The organism is Streptomyces sp. NPDC004111, from assembly GCF_042874215.1.
Lineage (GTDB): Bacteria > Actinomycetota > Actinomycetes > Streptomycetales > Streptomycetaceae > Streptomyces.
In genome coordinates, this window is the sequence record NZ_JBIAMU010000016.1 from 122681 (window position 1) to 149680 (window position 27000).

Genomic DNA, 27000 nt, shown 5'->3' on the forward strand with positions numbered 1-27000 from the left:
ACAAGGCAGCACACCGCGCGGGAAACGGGAAAGGGTGAATTCCTGCGGAGCGGCACGGCATTTGCTGCGCAATAAAAGACCTAAATCAACAGGGTTCAGCCAGAGGTGAATACCGACCGTAACCACGCGTCCGGCACAGGGTCAACCGTCGCAAACCGGTAAGCATTCGGGAACCTGCCCCCGGTGTCCCGCCGGCGGGACGGCCGCCCGGCGGCCCTCCGGCCGGGCAGCCCTTCAACACCAGGCAGGAGCCCCGCCGGGCCGCCCGCCGCGCTCCCACCGTACGGCCGGCCGGGGGTCGCAAGCAGGGCTGCGGCATTGCCCGTCCAATTGCCGTGGGTATAGAAAGCAATTGCATTCCCAACGGGCCGCCCGTTCACACCGGGATCCCGAATCAAGGAAGAGAAGGAAGAGATCGACTTGCTTTTCCCTCACACTAAATCCAGGCGGCTGGCGCTGCGGGCCGCCGGTGCCGAGGATGCCGCCCAGGCCTACGAGATACTTTTCCGGCTGGGCGCTCCGGGGCTTCCCCTGATCGACGACTATGTGAAAACGTTCGGCGAACGCCTCGCCGCATGCTTCCTCCTGGAGGACGCGCAGAGCGGGGAGGTCGTCGGGCTGAGCACGCTCTCGACGCTGACGGCTGCCGGCCATCTGCGCATGGAGGTCTCGCTGGCCTCGGACCGGGCGGCCGAATTCCGTACCGACGCCCACGCGCTGACGGCCAACTTCGCCTTCTCGATGTGGCGCACCCGCAAGGTCTACGTCCACCTGCACTCGGCGGACACCTCGCCGGTCGGCTTCCGGGACGGCCACGGCCCGCTGCTGCGGCCCGAGACCGTACTGCCCGAACACACCTTCTTCCACGGCGAGTTGTGGGACGTGCACGTCCACGCCATTCACCGCGCGGACTGGGACACGCTCGGCGTGGACCTGCTCAAGCAGATCGTCTGATCCCGAATCAATCACCAAGAACCTGGAGGGCGCGATGACCCAGCATGTGTGGGGGTACTTGCTGGAGTACGAGAAGGAACGCGCGGAGATCCTCGAAGCCGTGGACACGGTGTTCAGCTCGGGGCAGCTGGTGCTCGGCAAGAGCGTCCGCGCCTTCGAGGAGGAGTTCGCCGCCTACAACGACTCCGCCCACTGCGTGGGTGTCGACAACGGCACCAACGCCATCGTGCTCGGCCTGCGGGCCCTGGGTGTCGGACCCGGTGACGAGGTGATCACCGTCTCCAACACCGCCGCGCCGACCGTCATCGCGATCGACGCCATCGGGGCGAAGCCGGTCTTCGTCGACATCGACCCCGACACCTATCTGATGGACGTCGGCCAGGTCGCCGCCGCCATCACCCCGCGCACCAAGTGCCTGCTGCCGGTGCACCTGTACGGCCAGTGCGTCGACATGGCGCCGCTGGAGGCGCTGGCCGCCGAGCACGGCCTGGCCGTCTTCGAGGACTGCGCGCAGGCGCACGGCGCCCGCCACCACGGCCGGATCGCCGGCTCGATGGGCAAGGCCGCCGCGTTCTCCTTCTACCCGACCAAGGTGCTGGGCGCGTACGGCGACGGCGGCGCGACCGTCACCAGCGACCCCGAGGTGGACAAGCGGCTGCGCCGGCTGCGCTTCTACGGCATGGAGGACCGGTACTACGTCGTCGAGACGCCCGGTCACAACAGCCGGCTCGACGAGGTCCAGGCGGAGATCCTGCGCCGCAAGCTGACCCGCCTCGACGGCTATCTGGAGCGCCGCCGGGCCATCGCCGCCCGCTACGAGGAGGCGTTCAAGGGCACCGACATCGTCACCCCGGTCCTCGCCCCGGGCAACGACCACGTCTACTACGTGTACGTGGTCCGCCACCCCGAGCGCGACCGGATCATCGAGGAGCTGAAGAAGCACGACATCGTGCTCAACATCAGCTACCCGTGGCCGGTGCACATCCAGTCCGGGTTCAGCCACCTCGGCTACTCGGAGGGGGACCTTCCGGTCACCGAGCGGGTGGCCAAGGAGATCTTCTCGCTGCCGATGTACGCCTCGCTGTCCGACGAGGAGCAGGAACGGTTCATCGAGAAGCTCCTCGATGTCACGGGAAGGCTCTGACCCAGGTGAGCGCCACCCGTCCCGCGCGCCACTGCCCGTCCGGCGCACCTCAGTCATGGAGTGACCAGAGATGACACACGTCGTGGAGCCCGGAGCGGCCGGGCACGCCGCCGCACGCTGGGAGGCGGACGGGCACCGGCTGACCTCTTCGGCGCAGTTCCACCAGTGGTGGGACGAGCGGCTGCGCGCGGGCGGGTTCGCGGTGGAGCGCATCCCCTTCGACCAGCTGGACACCTGGGCGTTCGACCCCCGGACGGGGAACCTCGGACACACCAGCGGCCGGTTCTTCACCGTCGAGGGGATGCGGGTGCGCGAGGGCGGGCACGAGGTCCGCGCGCAGCCCATCATCCACCAGCCCGAGATAGGCATCCTCGGCATCGTCGTCAAGGAGTTCGACGGCGTCCTGCACTGCCTGATGCAGGCGAAGATGGAGCCGGGCAACGTCAACACCATCCAGCTGTCGCCCACCGTGCAGGCCACCCGCAGCAACTTCACGCGGGTGCACAAGGGCGGCGGCACCCAGTACCTCGAACGGTTCGTGGGGCCCGACCGGGACCAGGTCCTGGTCGACGTGCTCCAGTCCGAGCAGGGCGCCTGGTTCTGGCGCAAGCGCAACCGGAACATGGTCGTGCTGGCCACCGGCGACGTCCCGCTGGCCGAGAACTTCGTCTGGCTCACGCTCGCCCAGGTCCGCGAACTCACCCGGCGGGACAACCTGCTGAACATGGACGCCCGCACCGTGCTCTCCTGCATGCCCTTCGCGCTGCCGGACGACCCGGACGCGGTGGGCCGGGGCGCCTTCGGAGCGGCCCTGGTCCGCTCCTACCAGGACGCGGCACCGAGCGGGCGCGGCTTCGCGCTGCACACCCAGAGCGACCTCCTGAGCTGGTTCACCGAGGCGAAGACCCGGTGCGAGTGGACGGGCCGGCTGGTCCCGCTCGACGAGGTGGCGCCCCGGACCGGCACCGCCGCCGGCACCCCGGCCGGCTGGTCGCGCGACGACCACGAGATCACCGACGCGGGCGGCAGGGACTTCCGCGTCATCGCGGTCGAGGTCGCCGCCAACACCCGTGAGGTGACCGGCTGGAAGCAGCCGCTGCTCCAGCCGCACGGCCAGTCGCGCGCCGCGTTCCTGACCCGTGCCGTCGACGGCGTGCTGCACCTGCTGGTGCGCGCCCGCCCCGAGTACGGGCTGCTCGACCAGGTGGAGATGGCGCCGACCGTGCACCTGCTGCCCGGCCAGGACCTCGACGACGTGGCCGAGCCGTTCCTGCGGGAACTGCTGCGCTCGGGCGCGGTGACCTCGCACTACGACCAGGTGCTCTCCGAGGAGGGCGGCCGGTTCCTGAACGCGCTGACCCGCTATCAGATCCTGGAGGTGGACGAGAGCTTCCCGCTCGACGTCCCCGAGCACTTCACGTGGGTGACGGTGCGTCAGCTCACCGATCTGCTGCGGCACGGCCACTACCTGAACGTCGAGGCCAGGTCCCTGCTCACCTGTCTGTACAGCCTGTGCTGAGCACCCGCACGCACCCCGCGCACCGCCCGTCCGGGCCCAGGCCCGCCGTACGCACCTTCCGCGTACGCCTTCACTCCGTACGCCATCACTTCCGGAAGCTGGTCGGACATGTTTGAGGCAGCACACGTCACCGAGATGAAAATCCGGGATGCGTACCGGATCGCCCCGAACAAGTACCCGGACCAGCGCGGCTGGTTCTTCGAGGCGTTCCGCTCCGACATCCTCACCGACATCATCGGTTACCCCTTCACCGTCGGGCAGGCGAACTACTCGCTCAGCCGGCGCAACACCGTGCGCGGCATCCACAGCACCTCGCTGCCGCCGGGCCAGGCCAAGCTGGTCACCTGCGTGCGCGGCGCGGTGCTGGACGTCGCGGTGGACCTGCGGGTCGGCTCCCCCACCTTCGGCATGTACGACGTGACGCCGCAGGACGAGGAGTCCGGCATGGCGGTCTACCTGGCCGACGGCATCGGGCACGCCTTCCTGACCCTGACCGACGACGCCTGCATGAACTACCTCTGCTCGGAGGCGTACGTGCCGGGGACGATGATCGAGGTCAACCCGCTGGACCCGGACATCGGTCTGCCCTGGGACCTCAAGGAGCCGCCGGTGATGTCCGAGAAGGACGCCACCGCGCCCACCCTCTCCGAGGCGCAGGCCCTCGGCATGCTGCCGTCCTACGAGGACTGCCTCGCCCACTACGAGGCGCTGCGCAAGCGGTCCGGCAGCTGATCCCCACCACCGCGGAGGGCCGACCGCCTCCCACCGTCCCATGTTGCTGAGCGGAGTTCTTCCATGTTCCTAGAAACGCGCGACAGACTGCGCATCGGCGTCATGGGGTGCGCCGACATCGCCTGGAGGCGCACCCTGCCCGCCATGGCCGGCAGCCCCGCGGTGGAGATCGCGGCGGTCGCCAGCCGCAGCGAGAGCTCCGCCGTCCGGTTCACCGACCGGTTCGGCGGCGTCCCCCTGGAGGGGTACGCCGCGCTGCTGGAGCGGGACGACCTCGACGCGGTGTACATCCCGCTGCCCGGCCTGCTGCACGCCGAGTGGGTGGAGCGGGCGCTGGAGGCGGGCAAGCACGTCCTGGTCGAGAAGCCGATGACCGGCAGCCTCGCCGAGACGCGGCGGCTGGTGGAGCTGGCCCGCGCCCGCGGACTCGTGCTGCTGGAGAACTACATGTTCCTCCACCACTCGCAGCACGAGGCGGTCCGCAAGACCCTCGCGGACGGCGCGATCGGCGAACTGCGCGGGTTCTCCTCCATGTTCACCATCCCGCCCAAGCCGCCGGGCGACATCCGCTACCAGAGCGCGGTCGGCGGCGGCCCGTTCCTGGACTTCGGCGGCTACCCCGTGCGGGCCGCCCAGTACTTCCTGGGCCACGAACTGCGCGTGGTGGGAGCCGTGTTCCGCTACCACGAGGAGTACCGGGTCGCGATGTCCGGCAGCGTGCTGCTGTGCACGGCCGACGGCATCCCCGCCCAGCTGACCTTCGGCATGGAGCACGCGTACGGCAACAGCTACAGCCTGTCCGCCAGCACCGGCCGGCTCACCCTGGACCGCGCCTTCACGCCGCCGCCCACCTACCAGCCGCAGCTGCGCATCGAGCGGCAGGACCACACCGAGCGGCTGACGCTGCCCGCCGACGACCAGTTCGCCAACATCGTGGACACCTTCGTACGGGCCGTCCTCGGCGAGGTGTCGGTGCGCGAGCACCAGGAGGGCACGCTGCGGCAGGCGGCCCTGATCGAGGAGATCAAGCGGGTCGCGCACCACGCGCCGATCTAGCCACCCCCCTGCCCCCCCGCGCAACAGTGAAGCCTCCCGGATCACCGGGAGGCTTCACTGTTGCGCGGGGGGGGGCTTCGGACGCGTTACGCGGGCAGGAAGCCCTCGACCCGGGTGCCCAGGCCCTGGCGCTCGCACTCGTCGTACACCCAACGGGTCAGCGCGATGTCCAGGGCGCCCAGGCCGAACGGCGAGAACACCGCGATCCGCTCCGGGTCCCGGACGAAACCGGCGGTGCCGGCCAGCAGGGCACCGATGCTCGCGTCGATGAACTCCCGCCCTCCGGTGGCCTGTTCGGCCAGGTGGAGCGAGGTGCGCTCGCGGCACACGTGGTCCGCGTCGTCCACGACGTTCTGCGCGCCGAGGATCGACTCCACCGTCAGGTCGCGCAGCGAGACGTGCAGCACGGTGGCGCCCGGCAGGCACGCCGAGAGGTCCATGTGCGGCTCGCCCGCCGTGGTGGCCAGCGACACCAGCCGGTGGGCGCCCAGCAGGTCCTCGACCCGCCCGACGACGTCGAACACCAGGTCCGGGTGGTCCTCGCCGGCGCTCTTGGCGAACTCCGCGGCCCGCTCGGCGTCCAGGTCGAAGACGGTCACCTCGCGCAGCGACGGCAGGGCCGCCTTCACGAAGCGCAGCACCTCCCGGTTGATCGGCCCGCAGCCCAGCAGCGAGATGCCGCGCGTCGCGGGGCCGTGCACCAGCCGGGCGGCGGCCAGCGCCGCGGAGGCCGCGGTGCGCCGGGCGGAGATCACGGACGCCTCCACGCAGGCGCGCGGGGTGCCGTCCTCGGTGGAGTTGAGCAGGATCGCCGCGCTGGCGCGCTCCTTGCCCGCGGCGACGTTGCCGGGGAAGCTCGCGATCCACTTCATCCCGGCCGCCGCCCGCTCCCCGCCGACGTACGCGGGCAGACCGATGACGCGGTCGCGCGGCCGGTCGGGGAAGCGCAGGAAGACCGAGTGCGGCACGGCGGTCCGCCCGGCCTCGTGGGTCCGGTAGGTGTCGCCCACCAGCGCGAGGACGTCCTCCTCGCGGTCCGCGAGCACGCGGTGGACCTCACGGTTTCCGATGATCAGCACGAAAGGGGCTCCTTGGTTTCGTCGGGTCCGCCGCCCGGCGGCGGACCCGCGTGCGGGGGCCCCGCGTGCGACGCGGACTCCTTCCACAGGTGCGAGACCTCGCCGAAGTGGCTGCGGACCCAGGTGTCGGAATAGACGGTGTCGAGATAGCGGTCGCCGCCGTCGGGGAGTACCAGCACACAGGTGGAGCCGGCCGGGATGCCGGGCGCCATCTTCTCCAGGGCCGCGACCAGCGCACCCGACGAGCCGCCGGCGAGCAGCGCCTCGCGGCGCACCAGCCTGCGGCAGCCGACGACCGACTCCAGGTCGCTGACGTGCACCACGTGGTCGGCCGCCGAGGCGTCGAACAGTGCGGGCAGCACCGAGGTGCCGTGCCCGGGGATCAGCCGGGAGCAGGACACCGGCGAGCCGAACAGCACGCTGCCCACCGCGTCGACCGCGACGAGCTGCGTGCTGAGGCCGTGGCTGCGCACGTAGGAGGCGCAGCCGCCGAGCGTCCCGGTGGTCCCGGCGGCGCAGAAGAGGTAGTCGATCCGCCCGTCGAGGGCCTCGGCTATCTCCCGCATCGTCGTCAGGTGCGCCGCCGCGTTGCGCGGGTTGGCGTACTGGTCGGGCACGTAGGAGTCCGGGATGAGCTCCGCGAGCTCGCGCACCCGCAGCAGCCGCCCGGGGAGGTACTCCCCCGACACCGGCTCGGGCTCCGTGACCACCTCGACCTCGGCCCCGTACGCGCGCAGCACCGCGAGGTTCTGCTCGGTGGTGCGGATGTCCACGACGCACACGAAGCGCAGCCCGAAGTAGCAGCAGGCCTGTGCGAGGCCGATGGCGAGATTGCCCGAACTGGACTCGATGACGGTGTGCCGGCCGGGCACCAGCTCCCCGGACCTGACCTTCTCCAGCAGCATGTTCAGCGCCGGGCGGTCCTTGATGCTGCCGCCCGGGTTGAAGCGCTCGACCTTCGCGAAGACCCGGAAGTCGAAATCTGCCGCCAGTTTCTCCAGCTCCACCAGCGGGGTGCCTCCGACGGCCGAGAGGATTCCTTTCGTCCCCGCCATGGGTTCGTTTTCGCGTTCCCGTTCCTGAAGGAGACTCTGCGGTTCCTCCATGCGCTTGTCGCCCCTGTCTGTGGCTAACGACCCCACCCGGGATGAGAGTCGTACGGTTTTTGATAACCGTACGCAGGCTATTCGGGCACCTGTCCATATCCACCGGCCGACTTTCTCTCTCCCCCGACCGGCCGCGGCGTGCGCGTCAAGACCCTGCGGACAGGTGCCCGCTCCCAGGTCAACTCGTTCTGCCGGGAAGGTGGTTGCTCCGGCCGGTGTCCCGCCAGCGGGACAGAATTCCAATTCGCCACTTCCCTCCGGAGGCGGCGCCGCGAAGAATTCATTCCGTCCGCCTCGGTGTGGGCCGCACGTCAACACAGGCTGATTAATCCGACGGGCTTTCCGCAGAACGGGTTTTCCGCGGACCATCGTCCGGACCACCGTCCGTGCCATTCAGGAGATTCCATGTCGAGCACTTCGCAGTGCCGCATTTGCGGCGACCAGGTCGACGAGTTCTACGACTTCGGCAAGCAGCCCCTGTCCGATGCCTTCCCGGCGCCCGACGCCGACCACTCGTCGGAATTCTTCTTCCGGCTCGCGGTCGGCCTGTGCCGCGGCTGCACCATGGTCCAGCTCATGGAGGAGGTGCCGCGCGACCGCATGTTCCACGAGGAGTACCCCTACGTCTCCTCCGGCTCCTCGTACATGCGCAACCACTTCGAGGGCCTGGCCAAGCAGCTGCTGGCCACCGAGCTGACCGAAGAGGACCCCTTCGTCGTCGAGCTGGGCTGCAACGACGGCGTGATGCTCAAGGTGATGGCCGAGGCCGGCGTCCGGCACCTGGGCGTCGAGCCCTCCGGCGGCGTCGCCGACCTGGCCGCCGCCAAGGGCGTCCGGGTCCGCAAGTCCTTCTTCGAGGAGGCCACCGCGCTGGAGATCGCGGCCGAGGACGGCCGCGCCGACGCCATCTACGCGGCCAACACCCTGTGCCACATCCCGTACATGGACTCGATCCTGGCCGGTGTGCGCGCCCTGCTCAAGCCGACCGGCGTCTTCGTCTTCGAGGACCCGTACCTCGGTGACATCGTCCAGCGCACCTCGTTCGACCAGATCTACGACGAGCACTTCTTCTTCTTCACGGCCCGCTCCGTGGGCGAGATGGCCCGTCGCAACGGCCTTGAGCTGGTCGACGTCGAGCGCCTCACCGTGCACGGCGGCGAGGTCCGCTACACGCTGGCCCCGGCCGGCGAGCGCACCCCGAGCCAGGCGGTCACCGACCTGCTGGCCTCCGAGGAGGAGGCCAAGCTCGGCGAGCTGGCCACGCTCCAGGGCTTCGGCGCCAATGTGTCGAAGATCCGCGACGACCTGGGGGCCCTGCTGCGCCGCCTCAAGGACGAGGGCAAGACCGTCGCCGCGTACGGCGCCACCGCCAAGAGCGCCACGGTCGCCAACCTGATCGGCATCACGCCCGACCTGGTCTCCTACGTCTGCGACACCACCCCGCAGAAGCAGGGCCGGCTCACCCCGGGCACCCACATCCCGGTCGTCACGCCGGAGGCCTTCGCGGCCGACTACCCGGACTACGCGCTGCTGTTCGCGTGGAACCACGCCGAGGAAATCATGGAGAAGGAGCAGGCGTTCCGGGACGCCGGCGGCAAGTGGATCCTCTACGTGCCCGACGTCCGGATCTCGTAGCGGCACAGACCGAGGAGCGGTACCGGGCAGGGGAATCGACGGCGGGGAGAGAGAGCACTGTGGAGACGACCACCGAAATGCGGCAGCGAAACGGCAGCGGGGCCGCGGTCCTGCCCGGATCCGGGCCGGAGGCCGTGCGGCCGGGGTCCGGGGCGGGGGACGCGGGCGACGGCACCTCGCACGCCTTCCGCGACTTCATGAGTTCGTACTTCACGGGTGTCTCGATCGTCACCGCCGTCGATCCCGCGGGCCGGCCGCACGGTCTGACGTGCAGCTCGCTGACGAGCGTGGCGATGGACCCGCCCACCCTCCAGGTCTGCCTGGCGGACCGCAGCGGCACCCTCGCGGCGCTGCGGGCGCAGGGCACCTTCGCGGTGAACCTGCTGCACCAGGGCGGCCGGGGCACCGCCAGCGTGTTCGCCTCGACCCGCCCCGACCGGTTCGAGCGCACCGCCTGGCGGCACACCCCGACGCACGGTCTGCCCTGGCTGCACGAGGACGCGTACGCCGTCGCCGAGTGCGAGGTCGCCGAAACCCTCACGATCGGGGACCACGTGGCCGTCTTCGGCCGGGTCCGGCACGTGGAGAACGGTGCGGGCCGTCCCCTCCTCTACGGCAGGCGCGGCTTCCTGAGCCTGCACCCCACCGAGGCCACCGAGCCCGTACGCACCGAGGGGGCTGCCCGGTGAAGCCGGCCACCCGCCCCGGCGGGATACCGCGCGGCGCGTCCGCCGAGGGCCCGCCGCCCGTCGCCGGGACCCCCGCCGACGGCACCCCGGGCCCGCTCCCCGGCGGTGTCCTCACCGGCTCCCGGCTGGGGGTCGCCCTGGCGGTGCTCGCCTGCGGTGTCCTCTTCCTCGTCGTCACCGGGCTGTTCGACGGCGGGAAGGGCTCCCTGTGGGAGAACCCGCTCACCCGCTTCCTGGTGACCGTCGCGGTCGTGCTGTGCGTCAGCCACCTGCTCGGCGCGCTGCTGGGCAGGCTGGGCCAGCCGCCGGTGCTCGGCGAGATCCTCGGCGGTCTGGCGCTGGGCCCCTCCGCCCTCGGCCTGCTGTGGCCCGAGGCGTCCGCCGCGCTCTTCCCGCCCTCCGTGCTGGACAACCTCGACAAGGTCTCCCAGCTCGGCCTGGTCATCTTCATGTTCCTGATCGGCTGCGAGATACGGACCGGCCGGCTGCGGGACCAGGGCCCGCTGGGCGCCACCCTGCTGGGGAGCATCGCGCTGCCCTTCGTGTGCGGTGCCGCGTTCGCCCTGCTCTTCGCCCCCCAGCTGCTCGGCCCGAAGGCCACCACCACCGAGTACGCCCTCTTCCTCGGCCTTGCCACGGCCATCACCGCGGTACCGGTGCTGGCCCGTGTGCTGGTCGACCTGAAGATGGACCGCACCCCGGTCGGCAGCCTGTCGATGACCTGCGCCGCCATGGGCGACGGACTGGCCTGGCTGGTCCTGACGATCCTGCTCACCGGTTCCACCGGCGGCGGCACCGACCAGCTGCTGCGCACCGGCGGCTGGGTCGTCGCCCTGGGCGTCCTCGCCTTCCTCGGCGTACGCCCCCTCCTCCAGGTCCTCACCCGGCGGCTGCCCGAGCGCGGACTCACCCTCGTGCTGGTCATCGGCGCGCTCGCGTTCGCCGTCCTCACCCAGCTGATGCACCTGCACCCGGTGATCGGCGCCTTCCTCTTCGGTGCGGTCGTCCCCCGCGACGTCCCGGTGATCGACCGGATCACCGCCCAGCTCCGCGGCTTCGTCCTGCTGATCCTGCTGCCGCTGTACTTCGTCGGCATCGGCCTCAAGACGTCCGTCGGCGCGTTCGGCTCCGGCCCCGGCATCTGGGGGATCTTCGCCCTGCTGCTGATCGTGGCCCAGCTCTCCAAGCTGCTCGGTGCGGGCCTCGGCGCCCGGCTGGCGGGCCTGGACCGCCGGGAGTCGCTCCAGGTCGGCATCCTGATGAACTGCCGGGGAGTGACCGAACTGGTCGTCGCGGGCATCGGCTACGAGGCGGGCCTGATCAACACGGCCTGCTTCACGATGCTGGTGCTCCTCGCGGTGCTGACCACCGCCCTGACCGGCATCCTGATCCCCCGCCTCAACGGCTCCAGGACCGCGCCGGAACCGGCCGCGCCGGCCTCCCGCGCCCTGGAGGGCGAAGGGCCCCGGGCCTGACGGCCCGCCCCGCACGGCGGCCGACGCACCGCGCCAAGTCCCCCCTGGCGGCCCGCGGTGCGTCGGTCGCACAAGGAAGCCGGCCCCGGTCGTCCCCTGGGGCCGGCTTCGTATTCGTACTCGTCCTCGTCCTCGTCCTCGCGCGGCCGGCCGCCGGGCGGGACCGCTCGGGTCAGGGGCGGCGCACCACGCCCCGCGCGTGGGCGTGCAGCAGGGCCGCCATCCGGAAGCGGTCCGGGGCCACCTCGCGCAGCAGACCGGCGTCCACGAGCGCGTCCAGGGCCCGGCGGCACTCCTCGGGGGTGAGCCCGCTGAGGACGGCGCCCGCGGAGGGCGTCAGCTCGGGGTGCCGGCTGCGGCCCAGCACCCGGTACAGGTGGGCGGCGTCCGCGGGCAGCGCGTCGTACGACCAGTCGAAGACGGTGGTCAGGGTGGAGTTCGCGTCACCGGTCAGATAGAGCGCCGAGGTGAGGTCGGTGGTGTGGCTCAGCCGCCGCAGGGTGGTGCCCGGGAACGGCGAGATCTTGATCAGGGTGGCCGCGACCCGCAGCGCCAGCGGCAGCCCCTCGCAGGCGGCGATGAGCCGGTCCGCCTCCTCGCGGTACTCCGCCACCAGGGTCTCGCCCACGATGCCGGTGAACAGCCGCGAGGCGTCCTGCCCGCGCAGCGGCTCCACCACGAGACGGCGGGCGCCGTCCTGGGCGATCAGCCCGGACAGGCCCCAGCGGCTGACGACGATCACCAGGCCGGTGGGGGTGCCGGGGAGCAGCGGGCGGACCTGGTCGACGGAGGTCGCGTTGTCCAGGATCAGCAGCATCTCGCGGTCCGCGACCAGGCTGCGGTACTCGGTCTCGGCGTCCAGGCCCAGGGTCTCCGGGCCGCCGCGGAGCGTGGAGTTGAGCCGCCGCAGCGCGAGTTCGGCGCTGCGGGCCGGGCTGCTCGCCGGAAACGCGCGTAGATCGAGGTGGTACTGGCTGTCGGCGAACCTCCCGTCCAGCGTGCGGGCGAACTGCGTGGCGAGGGCCGCCTTTCCCGCGCCGGGCGGTCCGGTGAGCAGGATCAGCCCGGACTCGTCGGCCTCGTCCGCCTGGCCCAGCAGCTCGTGCAGGGCGGCCAGGTCGTCCTTGCGGCCGATGAACCAGCGCGGCGCGCGCGGCAGTTGGCGCACCGCGGGACCGGCGGGGGCCTTGCGGGCCGCCGCCGGGGCGGGGGCCGCGGGGGCGGCGGGCAGCGCGGTGGCGGGCCCGGCGGCCACCGCGGGCACGGCAGGGGCCACCGGCACGGTGACGGTCCGGCCGGGCATGGCGGTGGGCACCGCCCGGGACCGGCCGCGGGCGTACTGGCGGGGGATGCCCGGCAGCCGGTCCGCGTTCAGCGCCTGCTCGTACAGCTCCCGCAGGCTCTCGCCGGGCTCGATGCCCTGGCCCTCGGCGAGGCGGATGCGCAGCGAGTGGTACTCGCCGATGGCGTCCGCGTGCCGGCCCAGTTCGATGTGACATCGCATCAGCAGCAGCCGCAGCCGCTCGCGGAGCGGGTGGCGGTGCACCAGTGCGGACAGTTCCCCGATCGCGAGGGCGGGGCGGCCCAGTTCGAGGAGCATCTCGGCGTGGTCCTCGATGGCCAGCAGCCGGGTCTCCGCCAGGCGTTCGCGCTCGGACTCCACGAAGGCGCCCACCGTGCCGGCGTAGGGGGTGCCGCGCCACAGCGCGAGGCCCTCCTCCAGCTTGTAGGCGGCCCGTTCGGTGGCGTTGTCGGCGCGCAGTCTGCGGGCGGCGCTCAGTGCTCCGGTGAAGCGCCGGGCGTCGATCCGTTCGGACGGCACGCGGAGCAGGTAGCCGAGGCTGTCGGAGACCAGCACCTCGGACTGGGCGAAGCGGGCCCGGTCCGGGTCCAGGACCTTACGGAGCCGGGCTATGTAGGTGTAGACGCTGTTCATGACGGTCTCGGAGGCGTCGGAGCCCCAGACCGCGCGTATCAAGTCGTCCTTGCTGACCACGGTGTTCTCGTGGGCCGCCAGGACTGCGAAGACCGTCCGCTGGGTAGGTGAACCGAGCTCGATCCGACGTCCCTCACAGGTGGCTCCTACGGAGCCGAGCAAACACACACTCAACGAAGTATTCAACACGTGACCCCCGTGTCACACATGCGAAGTACTGAATATCGCCTCTGACCAATCACACGACCGCGCACGCGCGGTCCGGCCGTCCGGTCGCCCCTGACCGGCCGGTTCTCGTCGGGTTCCCATGACCGTCCGGGTACCCGAAAACCGCCCGGTCGCCCGGACGGCAGCGCAGGCGGCAGGGCCCATCGGAGTCACCCGATGGACCCTGCCGCCTGCGGTACGGGGCCGCGCCCGCTCGGTGGAGCGGCCGGCCCTCCTTGCGGTATGTCAAGAAGCCGCCTTGGACGAGCGCCAGTACTGGCGCTTCTTGTCGTCTCGCACGACCACTCCCATCCGGCCCAGTTCGGCCCGCAGTTCCCTCAGCTGCTCCTCGTCGGATCCCTTCTCCAGCGCGACCGAGCGCGCCGCGAGCAGTGCGTTGGCGCCCTCGGGCAGACCCGCCATGCCGGAGACCCAGCGGCGGAAGGACTCCTTGTAGGGGTCCCGCTCCAGCCACGTGTAGCCGTGTCCGCTCATCGCGGCGCCGACCCGCTTGGCGTCCAGGTCGGTCTTCTCCCGGGCCAGTTCGGTTCCGTCGTGCGCCACCAGCACGAACTGCTTGTCGTCCAGGAAGGACTGGGCGACGTCGCGGCCGGTGATCTGCCACGACTTGCCCTTGCGGGTGAGCGTGACGCTGTCGCCGGTCACTTCGAGGGACAGCTCCTCGAAGCGGCCGTACACGACCAGGGCGACACCGATCAGACCGCCGAGTGCGGCGATGCCGATCGTGAGACCGGGCTCGGGAAGCGAGGTGACCAGCTTCGCGGGGCCCTGCATGGGCGCCCACGGCAGACCGACCAGCCACTTCGCCGCGATCTTGATGAGCCAGCCGAGCCCAGCACCCAGCACCAGGAAGGCCGCACTGACCAGCACAAGCTCCTGGGTCGACTGCTTCAGGACGCTGGGTGCGCTCAACGTCTTGTTCTGCTCGTCCTTCAAGGTAGATCAATCCATTCGTTCGCTCGTGGGGGGCTGTGGCCGACTTTGGTGCGGTCGACCGCAGGGAGCTCCATCGGGCCGATGGGCCCAAGTGCCTTGCGGCTGAACCCCGTTGCAGGTCACCGCCCGTTTGTTGCACTCGTGTCGATGAGCAGCCGAACGCGAGCAGCTGCCGGATGATCAACTTCCGGCGGCCTGATCACGACCCTACTCGACAACACTCCTACGGGGAGGGCTTCTTGATCCATTTTTAATCGGCCCCCGCCCGCGGCGCACCCGGCCAGAAGACCATTGCTCCGCAACTTTGGTAGGTAACCGCGGTCAACCATCGGCGCGGTGCTTCGCGGTCAACTCAAGCAGGGTCGGTACAAGTTCGTTCGGCGAGGGCAGCGCGTCGAACTCGTCCCGCAGTCTGCGGGCGCCGGCCCGGCGGTCCGGGTCTTCGAGCAGCCGCAGCACCTGGGCCCTGACGGTTTCCCCGCTGGTCGCCTCGGGTTCGATGTGCAGCCCGGCACCGTTCGCCGTCAGGGCGGCGGCGAACAGCGGCTCGTCGAAGCTGTAGGGCAGGGAGAGTTGGGGCACCGCGTGGCGGGCGACGGTGGCCAGCGTGCCGGGGCCCGCGTGGTGGACGACCACGTCGCAGGTGGGCGCGAGGGCGTGCAGCGGCACGAACGGCACCAGGCGGGCGTTGTCGGGCTTGCGCAGCCCCTCGCGGGCACTGTCCGCGACGGTGGCCACGACCTCGATGTCCAGGTCGGCGAGGGAGTCCAGCACGTCCTGGATGCCGAAGGTGTAGCCGCTGAAGAGGTCGGTGGCGCTCAGCCCCATGGTGAGCGCCACGCGCGGCCGGGCCGGCTTCTTCCACAGCCAGCCGGGGACGACGGCGGGGCCGTTGTACGGGATGTAGCGCATCCGCTCGTAGTGCAGGCCGGCCGCCTCCAGCTGGAGGCCGCGCGGGAACTGGTCGATGGTGAAGTGCCCGGACGCCATGTCCTCGGTGTACTCGCCCCCGTACCGGCGCGCGTAGCCGCCCAGCCAGTCGGCCAGCGGGTCCTCCCGCTCCCCCTCCGGCTGCTCCTCCTTGAGCCGCAGGAACTCCTCGCGGGCCACGCCGAAGACGTCCACCCCGAACAGCAGCCGGGCGTGCGCGGCACCGACCGCCTTGGCGGCTACGGGCCCCGCGTAGGTGAGCGGGTCCCAGATCACCAGGTCGGGCCGCCACTGCCGGGCGAAGTCCACCAGCCCGGAGATCATCGGGAAGTTCTCGGGCTTGTGCCCCTCCTCGACCGCGTCGCGGTAGCCGGCCAGCATGTTCTTCCAGACGGCCTTCGCCGGGTCCTCGGCCACGTCCCAGGGCGCGTGCAGTCCGGCGCGGGCCTCCTCCAGCAGCTCGGGGGTGGTGCGCGCCACGCGGAACAGGTCGCTGTCGCGGCCCACCGGCACGGCGGTCAGTCCGGCCTGGGTGATGGTGTCGGCGAACTTGGGCTGGCTGGCGAACCGCACCTCGTGCCCGGCCGTGCGCAGTGCCCAGGCCAGCGGCACCATGCTCATGAAGATGGTCTTCTCGGGGGTGGTGGTGAACAGAACTCGCATCGTGGTCTCTCCGGGTGCGTCGTACGGGGTCAGGCCGCGAGGGCGGGGGTACGGAAGCGGGCGGTCAGCTCCTCCAGCCGCCCCACCAGCTCGTTCGGCGTCGGCAACGCCCACAGTTCGTCCCGCAGGTCCGCCGCCCGCCGCGCGAACGACGGCTCCTCCAGCAACCGCACCAACCGCTCCCGCAGCAACGGACCCGTCACCTCACTCGTATGCAGATCCAGACCCGCCCCGTGCTCCGTCAACTTCCGCGCCAGCACCGGCTGATCGAAGTGGTAGTGCAACGACAGATGCGGCACCGGATGCCGCGCGAACGTCGCCAGCGTCGCCGCCCCCGCATGATGAATCACCGCCGAACACCGCTCCGCCAGCACATGCATCGGCACATACGGCACCATCCGCACATTCGACGGCACCCGACCCAACCGCTCCTGCTCCGCGGCGGCCACCGTCGCCACCACCTCGACATCCAGACCGGCCAAGGAGTCGAGCACCTCGCTCGTGTCGATCGTGTAGCCGTTGAACACGTCCGTCGCGCTCAGTCCCATCGTCAGTGCCACACGGGGGCGCGCGGGCTTTTCCCACAACCACCTCGGCACCACCGCAGGTCCCCCATAACCCACCCACTGCATCCGCTCGTAGTGCAGGCCCGGGGCCTCCAGCTGGATGCTGCGCGGGAACTGGTCGACGGTGAAGTGGCCGGTGACCATGTCCTCGGTGAACTCGCCCCCGTACCGGCGCGCGTAGCTCCCCAGCCAGTCGGCCAGCGGATCCACCCGCTCCCCCTCCGGTTGCTCCTCCTTCAGCCGGAGGAACTCCGCGCGGGCCACGCCGAAGACGTCCACCCCGAACAGCAGCCGGGCGTGCGCGGCACCGACCGCCTTCGCGGCGATGGCACCGGCGCAGGTGAAGGGGTCCCACAGGACCAGGTCGGGGCGCCACTGCCGGGCGAACTCCACCAGGTCGTTGACCAGCGGGAAGTTCTCCTCGCGCAGCGAGTCGGTGGCCAGGGCGTAGCCCTCGGCGAGGTACTCCCAGTCGGCCAGGGAGGGGTCGGCCGCCACGTCCCAGGGCCGGGGCAGGCCCCTGCGGGACTCGGCGACGACGCTCGGATCGAGCAGGTCCAGGGGCCGGTCGAGATTGCGGCGCCGGCCCACGGGGACGGCGGTCAGCCCGGCCTGGGTGATCGTCTCCGCGAACGACGGCTGACTCGCCACCCGCACCTCGTGACCCGCCGTGCGCAACGCCCACATCATCGGCACCAGGTACTGGAACACGCTCTTGTGCGGATTCACCGCCAGCAGCACACGCATCAGGCACCCGCCCCGGCCGTCGCACCCGCGACCGATGCCCCCGCGCCCACCGCTTCGTCCGCGGCCGGCTCCGGGCGGGTGCGGTGCCTGCGGACCAGCTCCTCCAGCCGCGGCACCAGCCCGTTGGGGGTCGGCAGCGTCTCGATGTGGTCGCGCAGCCGGGCCGCGCCCTCGGCGTACGACGGGTCGGACAGCACCTTGACGACCTGCTCGCGGATGGCCGCGCCGGTCGCCCCGCCGTTGGGTATCCACACCGCGGCACCGGCCTGGGCGAGCTTCTCGGCGAACAGCGGCTCGTCGAAGCTGTACGGAATGGCCACCTGGGGCACCCCGTACCTGGCGACCGTGGCCAGCGTGCCGGGGCCCGCGTGGTGGATGACCACGTCACAGGTGGGGGCCAGCACGTGCAGGGGCACGAACGGCAGCAGCCGGGCGTTGTCCGGGATCCGGCGCAGCTTGGCCTTCTCGGAGTCGGCGATGGTCGCGACGACCTCGATGTCCAGGTCGGCCAGTTCGTCCAGCAGGTCCTGGGTGTTGACGGTGTACCCGTCGAAGATGTCGGTCGCGGTGAGCCCCAGCGTCAGGGCGACGCGCGGCCGGGCCGGCTTCTTCCACAGCCAGCCGGGCACCACGGAGGGGCCGTTGTACGGGATGTACTGCATGCGCAGGTAGTCGAGGCCGGGCGCCTCGCTCTGGAGGGCGCGGGGGAACTGGTCGATGGTGAAGTGGCCGGTGACCATGTCCTCGGTGAACTCGCCCCCGTACCGGCGCGCGTAGCCGCCCAGCCAGTCGGCCAGCGGGTCCTCCCGCTCCCCCTCCGGCTGCTGCTCCTTGAGGCGCAGGAACTTCTCCCGGGCCACGCCGAAGACGTCGATGCCCCACAGGATGCGGGCGTGCGCGGCACCGACCGCCTTGGCCGCGACGGCGCCCGCGCAGGACAGCGGCTCCCAGATCACCAGGTCGGGCCGCCACTGCCGGGCGAACTCCACGAGGCCGGAGATGATGGGGAAGTTCTCCGGCTTCTCCACGTCCTCGACGGTCCGCGCGTACCCCTCGACCATCCGCTCCCAGGTGGCGTTCCGCGGTGCGTGGGCGACGTCCCAGGGTGACGGGAGACCGGCCCTGGCGGCCTCGTACAGGTCCTCGCCCGCCGCCTCCAGGACCCGCCCGAGGTCGAAGTCCCGGCCGGCCTGGACCGCGGTCAGGCCGGCCCTGGTGATCTCGTCGGCGAACCCGGGGCGGCTGGCGAACCGCACCTCGTGCCCCGCGGTGCGCAGCGCCCACGCCAGCGGCACCATGGATTGGAAGATGCTGGTCCCGGGGTTGACGGTGAACAGGATGCGCACGGCGCGTTCCCTTCTTCGGCTCTCGGCTCTCGGCTCTGCGGCTTCGGGGTGAGGGGGGTACTTCGGGACGGCGGCCCGGGATCAGGCCGTCGCGGGCACGGGCACGGCCGCCGCGGCGGGGGTGCGTCCCCGGGCCGCCAGCTCCTCCAGCCGGGCGACCACGTCGTTGGGCGCGGGGAGCGCGCCGATCTCGTCGCGCAGCGCCGCCGCCCGCTCGCGGAAGGCCGGTTCGGACAGCAGCCGCAGCACCGCCTCGCGAACCGAGGCGCCGGTGGCCCGGTCGGCCGGGACGACGAGCGAACCGCCCTGCTCCCCCGCCCTGCGGGCGAGGACCGGCCCGTCGAAGTCCCAGGGCAGCAGCAGCTGCGGCACCGGCTGGCGGGCCATCGTCAGGAAGGTGCCGAAGCCCGCGTGGTGGATGACCGCGTCGCAGGTCGGGGCGAGCGCCTGGAGCGGTACGTAGCTGACGAGGCGGGCGTTGTCGGGGACTCGGGGCAGCTTGGCCTGCTCGGACTCCGCGAGGGTGGCCACCACCTCGATGTCCAGGTCGGCCAGCGACTCCAGGACGTCGGCGACGCTGATCGCGTACCCGGCGCCGTGGTCGGTGGCGCTGACCCCGAGGGTGAGGGCGACCCGGGGGCGGGCGGGCGGGGTCCACAGCCAGCGCGGCACCACGGCGGGTCCGCCGTACGGCTCGAAGCGCATCCGCACCGTGGGCAGCGCGGTGTCGGCGGCGAGCGAGCCGGGGAGCTGGTCGACGGTGAACTGCCCGGTGACCATGGTCTCGTCGAACCCGCCCCCGTACCGGCGGGCCCAGCCGCCCAGCCACTCGGCCAGCGGGTCGGTCCGCCGGTCCTCGGGCTGCTGCTCCTTCAGCCGCAGGAACCGCTCGCGGGTCGCGCCGAAGGCGTCGTAGCTCCACAGCAGCCGGCCGTGCGCGGCGCCGCACGCCTGCGCGGCCACGGGCCCGGCGAACGCCAGCGGCTCCCACAGGACCAGGTCCGGCTGCCAGGACCGCGCGAACTCCACCAGGCCGGACATCAGCGGGAAGCAGGCCGGCTTGTGCCAGGACCGGACGATCTCCGCGTAGCCGTCGCGCATCCGCGCCCAGTCGTCGCCCGCCGGGTCCTGGTCCTGTACGCAGTCGTAGGGCGCGGGGAGCCCGAACTCCGGCTCGTACTCCCAGTCGGGCACGCCACGGCGCAGCTGGTCCCACAGGTCGGCGTCCCGGCCCACGGGGACGGCGGTGAGCCCGGCGCGGGTGATGGTGTCGGCGAACCAGGGGGTGCTGGCGAACCGCACCTCGTGACCTGCCGTGCGCAGCGCCCAGGCCAGCGGCACCATGGCGAGCACGTGCGCCTTCTCGGGATTCGCGACGAAGAGTACTCGCACTGTTCCGTTACCCCTTTGAATCTGTGCCGGGAAGTGTCCGGTCCGCCACGAACTGCTCCAGCAGCGGTACCAGTTGGTTGGGGGCGGGCATCTCCAGGAGGGTGTCGCGCAGCGCCCGCGCCCCCTTGCGGAAGCCCTCCTCCGACAGCAGCCGCCGGACGCCGTCGCGGACCTCCGCGCCGGTGGTCTCCTTCGGGTTGAGCGTCAGTCCCGCCCCGGCCCTGCTGACGGCGTCGGCGAGGGCCGGGCCGTCGTTGTCCCAGGGCAGCATCAGGTGCGGAAGCCCGCGCAGCGCGGTGGTGGCGAGGGTGCCGTAACCCGCGTGGTGGATGACCGCGTCGCAGGTGGCGGCGAGCGCGTCCAGCGGTGCGTAGGACACGACGCGGGCGTTGTCGGGGACGGGGCCGAGCTTGCGCTGCTCGCTCTCGGCGATGGTGGCGACGACCTCGATGTCGAGTCCGCCGAGGGAGTCGAGGATGTCCTGCACGCCCGCGGCGTACTCGCCGCCGTGCCCGACGGTGCTCAGACCGAGGGTGAGGGCGACGCGCGGCCTGCTGGGCGCGGCGCGCAGCCAGGCGGGGACGGTGGCGGCGCCGCCGTAGGGGACGTACCGCAGCGGCACGTAGTCGCGGTCGGCGCGCAGCTGGAGGACGTCGGGGACGAGGTCGATGGTGAACTCGCCGGTGATCATGGATTCGTCGAAGGCGGCCCCGTACTGCCTGGCGTGCCCCTCCAGCCACTGGCGCATCGGGTCGACGCGGTCGGCCTCGGGCTGCTGGTCCTTCAGCCGCAGGAAGTGGTCGCGGGTCACCCCGTACATGTCGGTGCCGAAGATCAGCCGGGCGTGCGCGGCGCCGGACGCCTTGGCGGCTACGGGCCCCGCGTAGGTGAGCGGGTCCCAGATCACCAGGTCGGGCCGCCACTGCCGGGCGAACTCGGCCAGGTCGGCGACCATCGGCAGGTTGCTGGCCATGTGCCAGCGCCTGACCTGCCGGGTGAAGCCGTCGCGCAGGTAATCCCAGGTGATGTCCTCGGGGTCCCGGCCGGTCACGTCGTACGGCAGCGGCATGCCGCCCCCGTCGAGGGGGCCGAGCCAGTTCGGGTCGCGGGACAGGATCTGCCAGAGGTCCCGGTTGTTGCCGACGGGCACGGCGGTCAGCCCGGCCTGGGTGATGGTGTCGGTGAACTTGGGCTGGCTGGCGAACCGCACCTCATGGCCGGCCGTGCGCAGCGCCCAGGCCAGCGGCACCATCATCAGGAAGTGGGTGCGCTCCGGGTAGGTGGTGAACAGAACTCGCATCGTGGTCCCTCCGTGTGCGTCGTACCGGGTCAGGCCGCGAGGGCGCGGGTACGGAACCGGGCGGTCAGCTCCTCCAGCCGCCCCACCAGCTCGTTCGGCGTCGGCAACCGCAACAGCTCGTCCCGCAGGTCCGCCGCCCGCCGCGCGAACGACGGCTCCTCCAGCAACCGCACCAACCGCTCCCGCAGCAACGGACCCGTCACCTCACTCGTATGCAGATCCAGACCCGCCCCGTGCTCCGTCAACTTCCGCGCCAGCACCGGCTGATCGAAGTGGTAGTGCAACGACAGATGCGGCACCGGATGCCGCGCGAACGTCGCCAGCGTCGCCGCACCCGCATGATGAATCACCGCCGAACACCGCTCCGCCAGCACATGCATCGGCACGAACGGCACCATCCGCACATTCGACGGCACCCGACCCAACCGCTCCTGCTCCGCGGCGGCCACCGTCGCCACCACCTCGACATCCAGACCGGCCAGCGAGTCCAGCACCTCACGGGTGTCGATCGTGTAGCCGCTGAAGACGTCGGTCGCGCTGAGCCCCATGGTCAGGGCGACCCGGGGGCGTTCCGGCTCCTCCCAGAGCCACCTCGGCACCACCGCGGGCCCGCCGTAGCCCACCCACTGCATCCGTTCGTAGTGCAGGCCGGGGGCCTGCACCTGGATGCTGCGGGGGAACTGGTCGACGGTGAAGTGGCCGGTGGCCATGTCCTCGCTGTACTCGCCGCCGTACCGGCGCGCGTAGCTCCCGAGCCAGTCGGCCAGCGGATCCACCCGCTCCCCCTGCGGCTGCTGCTCCTTGAGCCGCAGGTACTGCTGCCGTACGCCGCCGAAGACGTCGATGCCGAAGAGCAGCCGGGCGTGCGCGGCACCGACCGCCTTCGCGGCGATGGCACCGGCGTAGCTGAGCGGGTCCCACAGGACCAGGTCGGGGCGCCACTGCCGGGCGAACTCCACCAGGTCGTTGACGATCGGGAAGTTCGCGAGGTGGTGCCGGCCGCGGACGGTCTCGGCCATTCCGGCGGACAGGTAGGCCCAGTCGTCCTTCGCCGGGTCGTCGAAGGCGTCGTAGGGCGCCTCGATCCCGGCCCGGCCGCGGGCGGCCCGTTCGTCGGCGACGGCGCGTCCCGCGAGCAGCCGGACGTGGTCCCGGCCCACGGGGACGGCGGTCAGCCCGGCCTGGGTGATCGTCTCGGCGAACGACGGCTGACTCGCCACCCGCACCTCATGACCCGCCGTGCGCAACGCCCACATCATCGGCACCAGGTACTGGAACACGCTCTTGTGCGGATTCACCGCCAGCAGCACACGCATCAGACGGACGCAGCCGTGGCGGGAGCCGTCGGGAAGAGGTTCGGGCCCAGGCCCATCGCGAGGTCCATCGCGAGTCCGGCACCGGAGCCGGCCCCCGCGCTGGACGCGATGCCGGACGCGCCGTCGAGGCCCGGCGTGCGGTAGCGCTCGGTCAGCTCCTCCAGCCGCACCACCAGCTCGTTGGGGCTGGGCAACGCCTGGAACTGGGCGGCGAGCTGGGCGGCGGCGGAGACGTACCCCGGTTCGCACAGCACCTTGATCAGGCTTTCCCGCACCGCCTGTCCGGTGGCCCCATCGGCGCGCAGCGCCAGGACGCTGCCCTGCGCGGCGGCGCGCCTGGCCAGCTCCGGCTCGTCGAAGTCCCACGGCACCGCGACCTGCGGGACCCCGTTGATCGCGGTGGTGAGGAAGGTGCCGGGGCCGGCGTGGTTGATGACCGCGTGGCAGGTGGGGACGAGGACGTGCAGCGGTACGTAGGACACCACCCGGACGTTGCCGGGCACCGGGCGGGTGAGCTTGCGCTGCTCGGACTCGGCGAGGGTGGCGACGACCTCGATGTCCAGGTCGGCCAGCGAGTCGAGGATGTCGGGCACGTTGGCGACGTACCCGGCGAACCTGTTGGTGGCCGCGATGCCCAGGGTGAGGGCGACGCGCGGCCTGGCGGGCGGCTCGCGCAGCCAGTCGGGGACCGAGACCGGTCCGCCGTAAGGCACGTACCGCATCGGCACGTAGCGGTGGCCGGGGGCGGTCATCCGCAGCGACGCGGGGAACTGGTCGATGCTGAAGTGCCCGGTGGTCATGGACTCGCTGAACTCGGCGCCGTACTTGCGCGCGTAGCTGCCGAGCCAGTCGGCGAGCGGGTCCTTCCGCTCCGACTCCGGCCGGAGCGACTTGAGTTCGAGGAAGCGGGCACGGGTCAGGCCCAGGACGTCGATGCTCCAGAGCAGTCGCGCGTGGGCGGCGCCGCACGCCTTGGCGGCGATGGCGCCCGCGTAGGACAGCGGCTCCCAGAGGATCAGGTCCGGCTTCCAGGCGCGGGAGAAGGCCACCAGGTCGGCGGTGACGGGGAAGTTGTCGTTCTTGTGCCAGCGGCCGACGACGCGCTCGTAGCCCTCCAGCATGGTGGCCCAGTCGAGGTCCTCGGGCGGGCGCTCGGCGGCGTTGTAGGGGATGCCGAGGCCGTCGCGCTCGGCCTCGGTGTGCTCGGGGCGCAACTGCGGCAGGCGCCAGACCGAGCGCTCGTTGCCCACCGGCACGGCGGTGAGCCCGGCCTGGGTGACGACGGCGGCGAACGACGGCTGGCAGGCCACCCGCACCTCGTGGCCCGCGGTGCGCAGCGCCCACGCCAGCGGCACCATCTGCTGGAAGAGGCTCTTGTCGGGGGTGGTGGTGAACAGAACGCGCATGTGCCGTGCCCCCTACGCCGAGGTCCGGGCGGTGGGCCGGCCGCGTTCGGCGAGCACCGCGCTGGTCAGCGCCGCCAGGCCCTCGGCCAGCGGAGTCCGCGCCCGCCAGCCGGTCGCCTGCTGGAACCCCAGGTCGCTGAGGACGAAGTCGATCTGGTCGGTCGGCATCGCGAACTCGGCCGGCGTGGTGTCCTCGACGGGCACCTCGGGCTTGCCGGTGATCCGGGCCACCGTCGCGGCGACGGCGGTGAACAGTTCGGCGACGCTGGTGCAGTCACCGGTGCCGATCTCCCAGTTGCGGCCCTCGACCTCCTCCAGCGCGTCCAGCGCGGCGGTGAAGGCGGCGGCGGCGTCGTCCACCGTGATGAAGTCCCGCTGGGCCCGGCCGCCGTGCCACAGCGTCAGCGGCTCCCCGTCGAGCGCCCGGCGCACCATGCTCGCCACGACGCCCCGGTCGAGGTCGGTGCTGCCGGTGCCCTGGCTGTAGAGGGTGGACAGGCGCAGCGTGCTGCCCCGGACGATGCCCTCGGCGGTGGCCGCCTCGATCGCCTGCTCGGCGGCGAGCTTGTGCCGGTCGTACGCGGTGGGCGGCTGGTCCGGCGGGGTCTCCCCGGCGCCCTTCACCGGCATCCGGGCCGCCTGCGAGACGGAGCCCGCGAAGAGCAGGGCCGGCCACCGCGCGGTGTGCCCGTCGCGTATCGCGTCGATCACCTCGCACACCAGCCCGAGGTTGACCCGCTCGGCGAGCGCGTCGCCGTCGGCCACCCGCCAGGTGCCGGGGCCCCCGGTGTGCGCCACCAGGTGCACGACGGCGTCGGCCCCGGCCACCGCGCGGACGACGGCGCCCGGCTCGGTCAGGTCGAGGGTCAGCTCCTCGATGCGGGCGACGGGGTTCTCGGGCAGGGTGACCGGCCTGCGGCCGACCAGCCGCAGCCGCCCGGGGCGGGCCGCCAGCTGGGCGACGACGGCCGTGCCCAGCAGGCCCGACGCACCGAGCACGGTGATCAGTCTGTCCGTTCCAGGACCTGACACTGGTCCTCCTTCGCTGCGGTGGGGGTCTTGATGGTGGTTGTGGTGGGGGTGGTGCGGGTGCGGGGTCAAGCGGCCGGTGCGGGGGCCAGGTTCGGGTCCCGGCGCCAGCTCAGGGGCTGTCCGTCGGGGCCGGAGCCGAGCACGTCGCCCAGGTGTCCGTCGGCGAGGAAGTCCCACTCGTCGCGGGTGACCTCGAAGTTGTGCAGGTTCCAGTGCCGGCCGCGGAAGTAGAGGTGCTCCTCCAGGACGCCCTTGGCCTCGTCGTCGTTGGCGACCCCGATGGACCCGAAGGTCGCCTCGGTGGTCTGGCCGAGCAGCTTGGCGACCGGGAACGCGGCGAAGGCGTAGTTGGTCGTGAGGTACATGCCTTCGGCGCCGACGCCGAACCGGGCGCGCGCCGGGTCCAGGTAGAGGCCGGAGCGCAGGTGCCCGGCCGGGTCGAGCCCGTGCAGGGTACTGAAGCCGATGACGTCGCCGCTGGTGCGCAGGGCGACGAGGAAGGAGGCGCAGGAGTCGAGCGAGGCCCTGGCCCGTGCCGGGGTGACGCTCTCGATCCCGGTGCGCAGCAGGGTACGGACGAACTCCGCCCGGTCGTCGGCGGACGCGGGGCGCAGCTCCAGCCGCCTGGACCTGGTGTGGGGGAAGAGCACGGTCATCGGTTCGGTCCGTCCTGTGTGGTGCGGTCGCGGGGGTCCGCCGGGGCGGCGGGCGCGGTCGGTGCTCCCGGACCGGCGGGCGCGGACCGGGCGTCCGGGGCGGCGGGCGGTGCGTCCGGGGCGGCGGGCGCTCCCGCCGGTACGGCCGGCCGGCGTCCCGTACGGCCGGACCTGACCAGATCCGCCCCGTGCGGCCGGACGCTGTCCCAGCGCATCTCGCCCATCGCCGTGGGCAGCCCGTCGAGCAGGGCCATGTCCTCCTCGGTCAGGCGCAGTTCGGTGGCCGCCGCGTTCTCCGCCAGCCACCGCAGCCGCCTGGTGCCGGGTATCGGCACCACGTCCGGCCCCTGGGCGAGCACCCAGGCGATGGCAACCTGGGAGGGGGTGGCCCCCTCGTGCCGGGCGCACACGTCGCGCAGCCCGGCGAGGATGGCCTCGTTGGCCAGCATCGCGTTCTGGTCGAACCGGGGGTCGCGGTTGCGCGAGTCGCCCGTGAAGAGGTTCTCGCGGCTCACCTTGCCCGACAGGAAGCCCCGCCCGATGGGGGCGAAGGCGAGGAATCCCACGCCGTGGGCCCGGCACCAGGGCAGTACCTCCGCCGCGTTCTCCGGCGCCCAGACGGACAGTTCGTACTGTGCCGTGGTGAGCGGGAAGATGCTGTGCGCCTGGCCGAGTTCGGCGGTCGTGGCGTGCGAGATGCCCAGCGCCCTGACCTTGCCCTCGGTGACCAGCTCACCCAGTGCGCCCCAGGTTTCGGCGAGCGGCACCTCGGGGTCGATGCGGTGCAGCTGGTAGAGGTCGATGGCCTCCTTGCGCAGCCGGCGCAGTGACGCCTCGCAGGCGGCCCGCAGGTGCTCGGGCCGGCCGTTGCGGGTCAGCTTGCCGTCCGGTCTGGCGATCAGACCGCACTTGGTGGCGAGCCGGACCCGGTCGCCGTACGGCTTGAGGGTCCGGCCGAGGAGTTCCTCGTTGGTGAAGGGTCCGTACACATCGGCCGTGTCGAAGAGGGTGATGCCCAGTTCGACGGCCTGGTGGAGAACTCTCGCGGATTCCTCGTCGTCCCGGTCCCCCGGACCGTATCCGTGGGACATCGAACTGCAACCGAGACCGAGGGCGCTGACCGCGAATCCGTCGCCCAGCTTTGTTTCCCACATATA

General features: G+C 71.8%; 21 protein-coding genes and 1 pseudogene. 8 read left to right on the forward strand and 14 right to left on the reverse strand.

Annotated features, from left to right (window positions below; all coding sequences use genetic code 11):
- Positions 1-420 precede the first annotated feature (420 nt).
- The 5 genes from ACFYVL_RS29040 (at position 421) to ACFYVL_RS29060 (ending at position 5405) form a co-directional block, all read left to right on the forward strand.
- Positions 421-954 (forward strand): hypothetical protein, encoded by a 534-nt coding sequence (locus ACFYVL_RS29040; RefSeq protein WP_389249976.1) that lies wholly within the window; start codon positions 421-423, stop codon positions 952-954.
- Between the two features lie 34 nt (positions 955-988).
- Positions 989-2098 (forward strand): DegT/DnrJ/EryC1/StrS family aminotransferase, encoded by a 1110-nt coding sequence (locus ACFYVL_RS29045; RefSeq protein WP_389249978.1) that lies wholly within the window; start codon positions 989-991, stop codon positions 2096-2098.
- A 70-nt stretch (positions 2099-2168) separates the two neighbouring features.
- On the forward strand, positions 2169-3617 hold the full coding sequence (locus tag ACFYVL_RS29050) for an NDP-hexose 2,3-dehydratase family protein (protein ID WP_389249980.1): 1449 nt from the start codon (positions 2169-2171) through the stop codon (positions 3615-3617).
- Between the two features lie 108 nt (positions 3618-3725).
- Positions 3726-4349 carry a dTDP-4-dehydrorhamnose 3,5-epimerase family protein gene (locus ACFYVL_RS29055; protein WP_389249982.1) on the forward strand — a complete coding sequence of 208 codons (624 nt, stop codon included), beginning with the start codon at positions 3726-3728 and terminating at the stop codon, positions 4347-4349.
- A gap of 63 nt (positions 4350-4412) precedes the next feature.
- Positions 4413-5405 carry a Gfo/Idh/MocA family protein gene (locus ACFYVL_RS29060; RefSeq protein ID WP_389249984.1) on the forward strand — a complete coding sequence of 331 codons (993 nt, stop codon included), beginning with the start codon at positions 4413-4415 and terminating at the stop codon, positions 5403-5405.
- Between the two features lie 86 nt (positions 5406-5491).
- Here the strand turns inward: ACFYVL_RS29060 and sbnB are convergent, their stop codons facing one another.
- Together sbnB and sbnA are read right to left on the reverse strand one after the other, a co-directional pair.
- Entirely contained in the window at positions 5492-6484 is a 993-nt protein-coding gene (gene sbnB / locus ACFYVL_RS29065) for a 2,3-diaminopropionate biosynthesis protein SbnB (protein WP_389249986.1), read from the reverse strand.
- On the reverse strand, positions 6478-7539 hold the full coding sequence (sbnA, locus tag ACFYVL_RS29070; protein WP_389249988.1) for a 2,3-diaminopropionate biosynthesis protein SbnA: 1062 nt from the start codon (positions 7537-7539) through the stop codon (positions 6478-6480). Before sbnA ends, sbnB begins: the two co-directional genes overlap by 7 nt.
- Positions 7540-7995: 456 nt before the next feature.
- Here sbnA and ACFYVL_RS29075 point away from each other — a divergent pair, with 456 nt between their 5' ends.
- The 3 genes from ACFYVL_RS29075 to ACFYVL_RS29085 are packed head-to-tail and all read left to right on the forward strand — an operon-like array spanning position 7996 to position 11389.
- A complete protein-coding gene (locus tag ACFYVL_RS29075) occupies positions 7996-9225 on the forward strand; it encodes a methyltransferase domain-containing protein (protein ID WP_389249990.1) in 1230 nt (409 codons plus the stop codon).
- Positions 9226-9284: 59 nt separating this feature from the next.
- Complete coding sequence (locus ACFYVL_RS29080; protein ID WP_389249992.1) at positions 9285-9914, forward strand: flavin reductase family protein; 630 nt, start codon at positions 9285-9287, stop codon at positions 9912-9914.
- Positions 9911-11389: a cation:proton antiporter gene (locus ACFYVL_RS29085; protein WP_389249994.1), complete on the forward strand. Its 1479-nt coding sequence runs from the start codon at positions 9911-9913 to the stop codon at positions 11387-11389. The genes ACFYVL_RS29080 and ACFYVL_RS29085 overlap by 4 nt, the downstream gene beginning before the upstream one ends.
- Before the next feature lie 172 nt (positions 11390-11561).
- Here the strand turns inward: ACFYVL_RS29085 and ACFYVL_RS29090 are convergent, their stop codons facing one another.
- The 12 genes and pseudogenes from ACFYVL_RS29090 to ACFYVL_RS29145 all read right to left on the reverse strand — a co-directional run.
- Positions 11562-13487, reverse strand: a complete 1926-nt coding sequence (locus ACFYVL_RS29090; protein WP_389249996.1) for a BTAD domain-containing putative transcriptional regulator — start codon at positions 13485-13487, stop codon at positions 11562-11564.
- Between the two features lie 291 nt (positions 13488-13778).
- Positions 13779-14489, reverse strand: coding sequence for a hypothetical protein (locus ACFYVL_RS29095; RefSeq protein WP_389249998.1), 711 nt, complete (start codon positions 14487-14489; stop codon positions 13779-13781).
- A 321-nt stretch (positions 14490-14810) separates the two neighbouring features.
- Entirely contained in the window at positions 14811-16082 is a 1272-nt protein-coding gene (locus tag ACFYVL_RS29100; RefSeq protein ID WP_389250000.1) for an activator-dependent family glycosyltransferase, read from the reverse strand.
- A gap of 29 nt (positions 16083-16111) precedes the next feature.
- A complete protein-coding gene (locus ACFYVL_RS29105; protein WP_389250002.1) occupies positions 16112-17395 on the reverse strand; it encodes an activator-dependent family glycosyltransferase in 1284 nt (427 codons plus the stop codon).
- Positions 17395-18741 (reverse strand): activator-dependent family glycosyltransferase, encoded by a 1347-nt coding sequence (locus tag ACFYVL_RS29110; RefSeq protein WP_389250004.1) that lies wholly within the window; start codon positions 18739-18741, stop codon positions 17395-17397. The genes ACFYVL_RS29105 and ACFYVL_RS29110 overlap by 1 nt, the downstream gene beginning before the upstream one ends.
- An 81-nt stretch (positions 18742-18822) precedes the next feature.
- Positions 18823-20133 carry an activator-dependent family glycosyltransferase gene (locus ACFYVL_RS29115; protein ID WP_389250006.1) on the reverse strand — a complete coding sequence of 437 codons (1311 nt, stop codon included), beginning with the start codon at positions 20131-20133 and terminating at the stop codon, positions 18823-18825.
- Positions 20134-20140: 7 nt separating this feature from the next.
- On the reverse strand, positions 20141-21433 hold the full coding sequence (locus ACFYVL_RS29120) for an activator-dependent family glycosyltransferase (RefSeq protein WP_389250008.1): 1293 nt from the start codon (positions 21431-21433) through the stop codon (positions 20141-20143).
- A 29-nt stretch (positions 21434-21462) separates the two neighbouring features.
- Positions 21463-22749, reverse strand: a complete 1287-nt coding sequence (locus ACFYVL_RS29125) for an activator-dependent family glycosyltransferase (RefSeq protein ID WP_389250010.1) — start codon at positions 22747-22749, stop codon at positions 21463-21465.
- Positions 22749-24155, reverse strand: coding sequence for an activator-dependent family glycosyltransferase (locus tag ACFYVL_RS29130; protein ID WP_389250012.1), 1407 nt, complete (start codon positions 24153-24155; stop codon positions 22749-22751). Before ACFYVL_RS29130 ends, ACFYVL_RS29125 begins: the two co-directional genes overlap by 1 nt.
- 12 nt (positions 24156-24167) lie before the next feature.
- The gene (locus ACFYVL_RS29135; RefSeq protein ID WP_389250014.1) at positions 24168-25187 is read right to left on the reverse strand and encodes an NAD-dependent epimerase/dehydratase family protein; all 1020 of its coding nucleotides are present in this window, start codon (positions 25185-25187) and stop codon (positions 24168-24170) included.
- A 65-nt stretch (positions 25188-25252) separates the two neighbouring features.
- Positions 25253-25843, reverse strand: coding sequence for a GNAT family N-acetyltransferase (locus ACFYVL_RS29140; RefSeq protein ID WP_389250016.1), 591 nt, complete (start codon positions 25841-25843; stop codon positions 25253-25255).
- A gap of 203 nt (positions 25844-26046) precedes the next feature.
- Positions 26047-26997: pseudogene (locus ACFYVL_RS29145) on the reverse strand (aldo/keto reductase); the annotation flags it as partial.
- Positions 26998-27000 lie beyond the last annotated feature (3 nt).

Excerpts from the sequence above, each read along its gene's own strand:
- ACFYVL_RS29060 (WP_389249984.1), top strand. The coding sequence starts at position 4,413 with ATGTTCCTAGAAACGCGCGACAGACTGCGCATCGGCGTCATGGGGTGC.
- ACFYVL_RS29075 (WP_389249990.1), top strand. The coding sequence starts at position 7,996 with ATGTCGAGCACTTCGCAGTGCCGCATTTGCGGCGACCAGGTCGACGAG.
- ACFYVL_RS29045 (WP_389249978.1), top strand. The coding sequence starts at position 989 with ATGACCCAGCATGTGTGGGGGTACTTGCTGGAGTACGAGAAGGAACGC.
- ACFYVL_RS29105 (WP_389250002.1), bottom strand. The coding sequence starts at position 17,395 with ATGCGTGTGCTGCTGGCGGTGAATCCGCACAAGAGCGTGTTCCAGTAC.
- ACFYVL_RS29100 (WP_389250000.1), bottom strand. The coding sequence starts at position 16,082 with ATGCGAGTTCTGTTCACCACCACCCCCGAGAAGACCATCTTCATGAGC.
- ACFYVL_RS29120 (WP_389250008.1), bottom strand. The coding sequence starts at position 21,433 with ATGCGAGTTCTGTTCACCACCTACCCGGAGCGCACCCACTTCCTGATG.
- ACFYVL_RS29140 (WP_389250016.1), bottom strand. The coding sequence starts at position 25,843 with ATGACCGTGCTCTTCCCCCACACCAGGTCCAGGCGGCTGGAGCTGCGC.
- sbnA (WP_389249988.1), bottom strand. The coding sequence starts at position 7,539 with ATGGCGGGGACGAAAGGAATCCTCTCGGCCGTCGGAGGCACCCCGCTG.
- ACFYVL_RS29130 (WP_389250012.1), bottom strand. The coding sequence starts at position 24,155 with ATGCGCGTTCTGTTCACCACCACCCCCGACAAGAGCCTCTTCCAGCAG.
- ACFYVL_RS29050 (WP_389249980.1), top strand. The coding sequence starts at position 2,169 with ATGACACACGTCGTGGAGCCCGGAGCGGCCGGGCACGCCGCCGCACGC.
- ACFYVL_RS29125 (WP_389250010.1), bottom strand. The coding sequence starts at position 22,749 with ATGCGTGTGCTGCTGGCGGTGAATCCGCACAAGAGCGTGTTCCAGTAC.
- ACFYVL_RS29055 (WP_389249982.1), top strand. The coding sequence starts at position 3,726 with ATGTTTGAGGCAGCACACGTCACCGAGATGAAAATCCGGGATGCGTAC.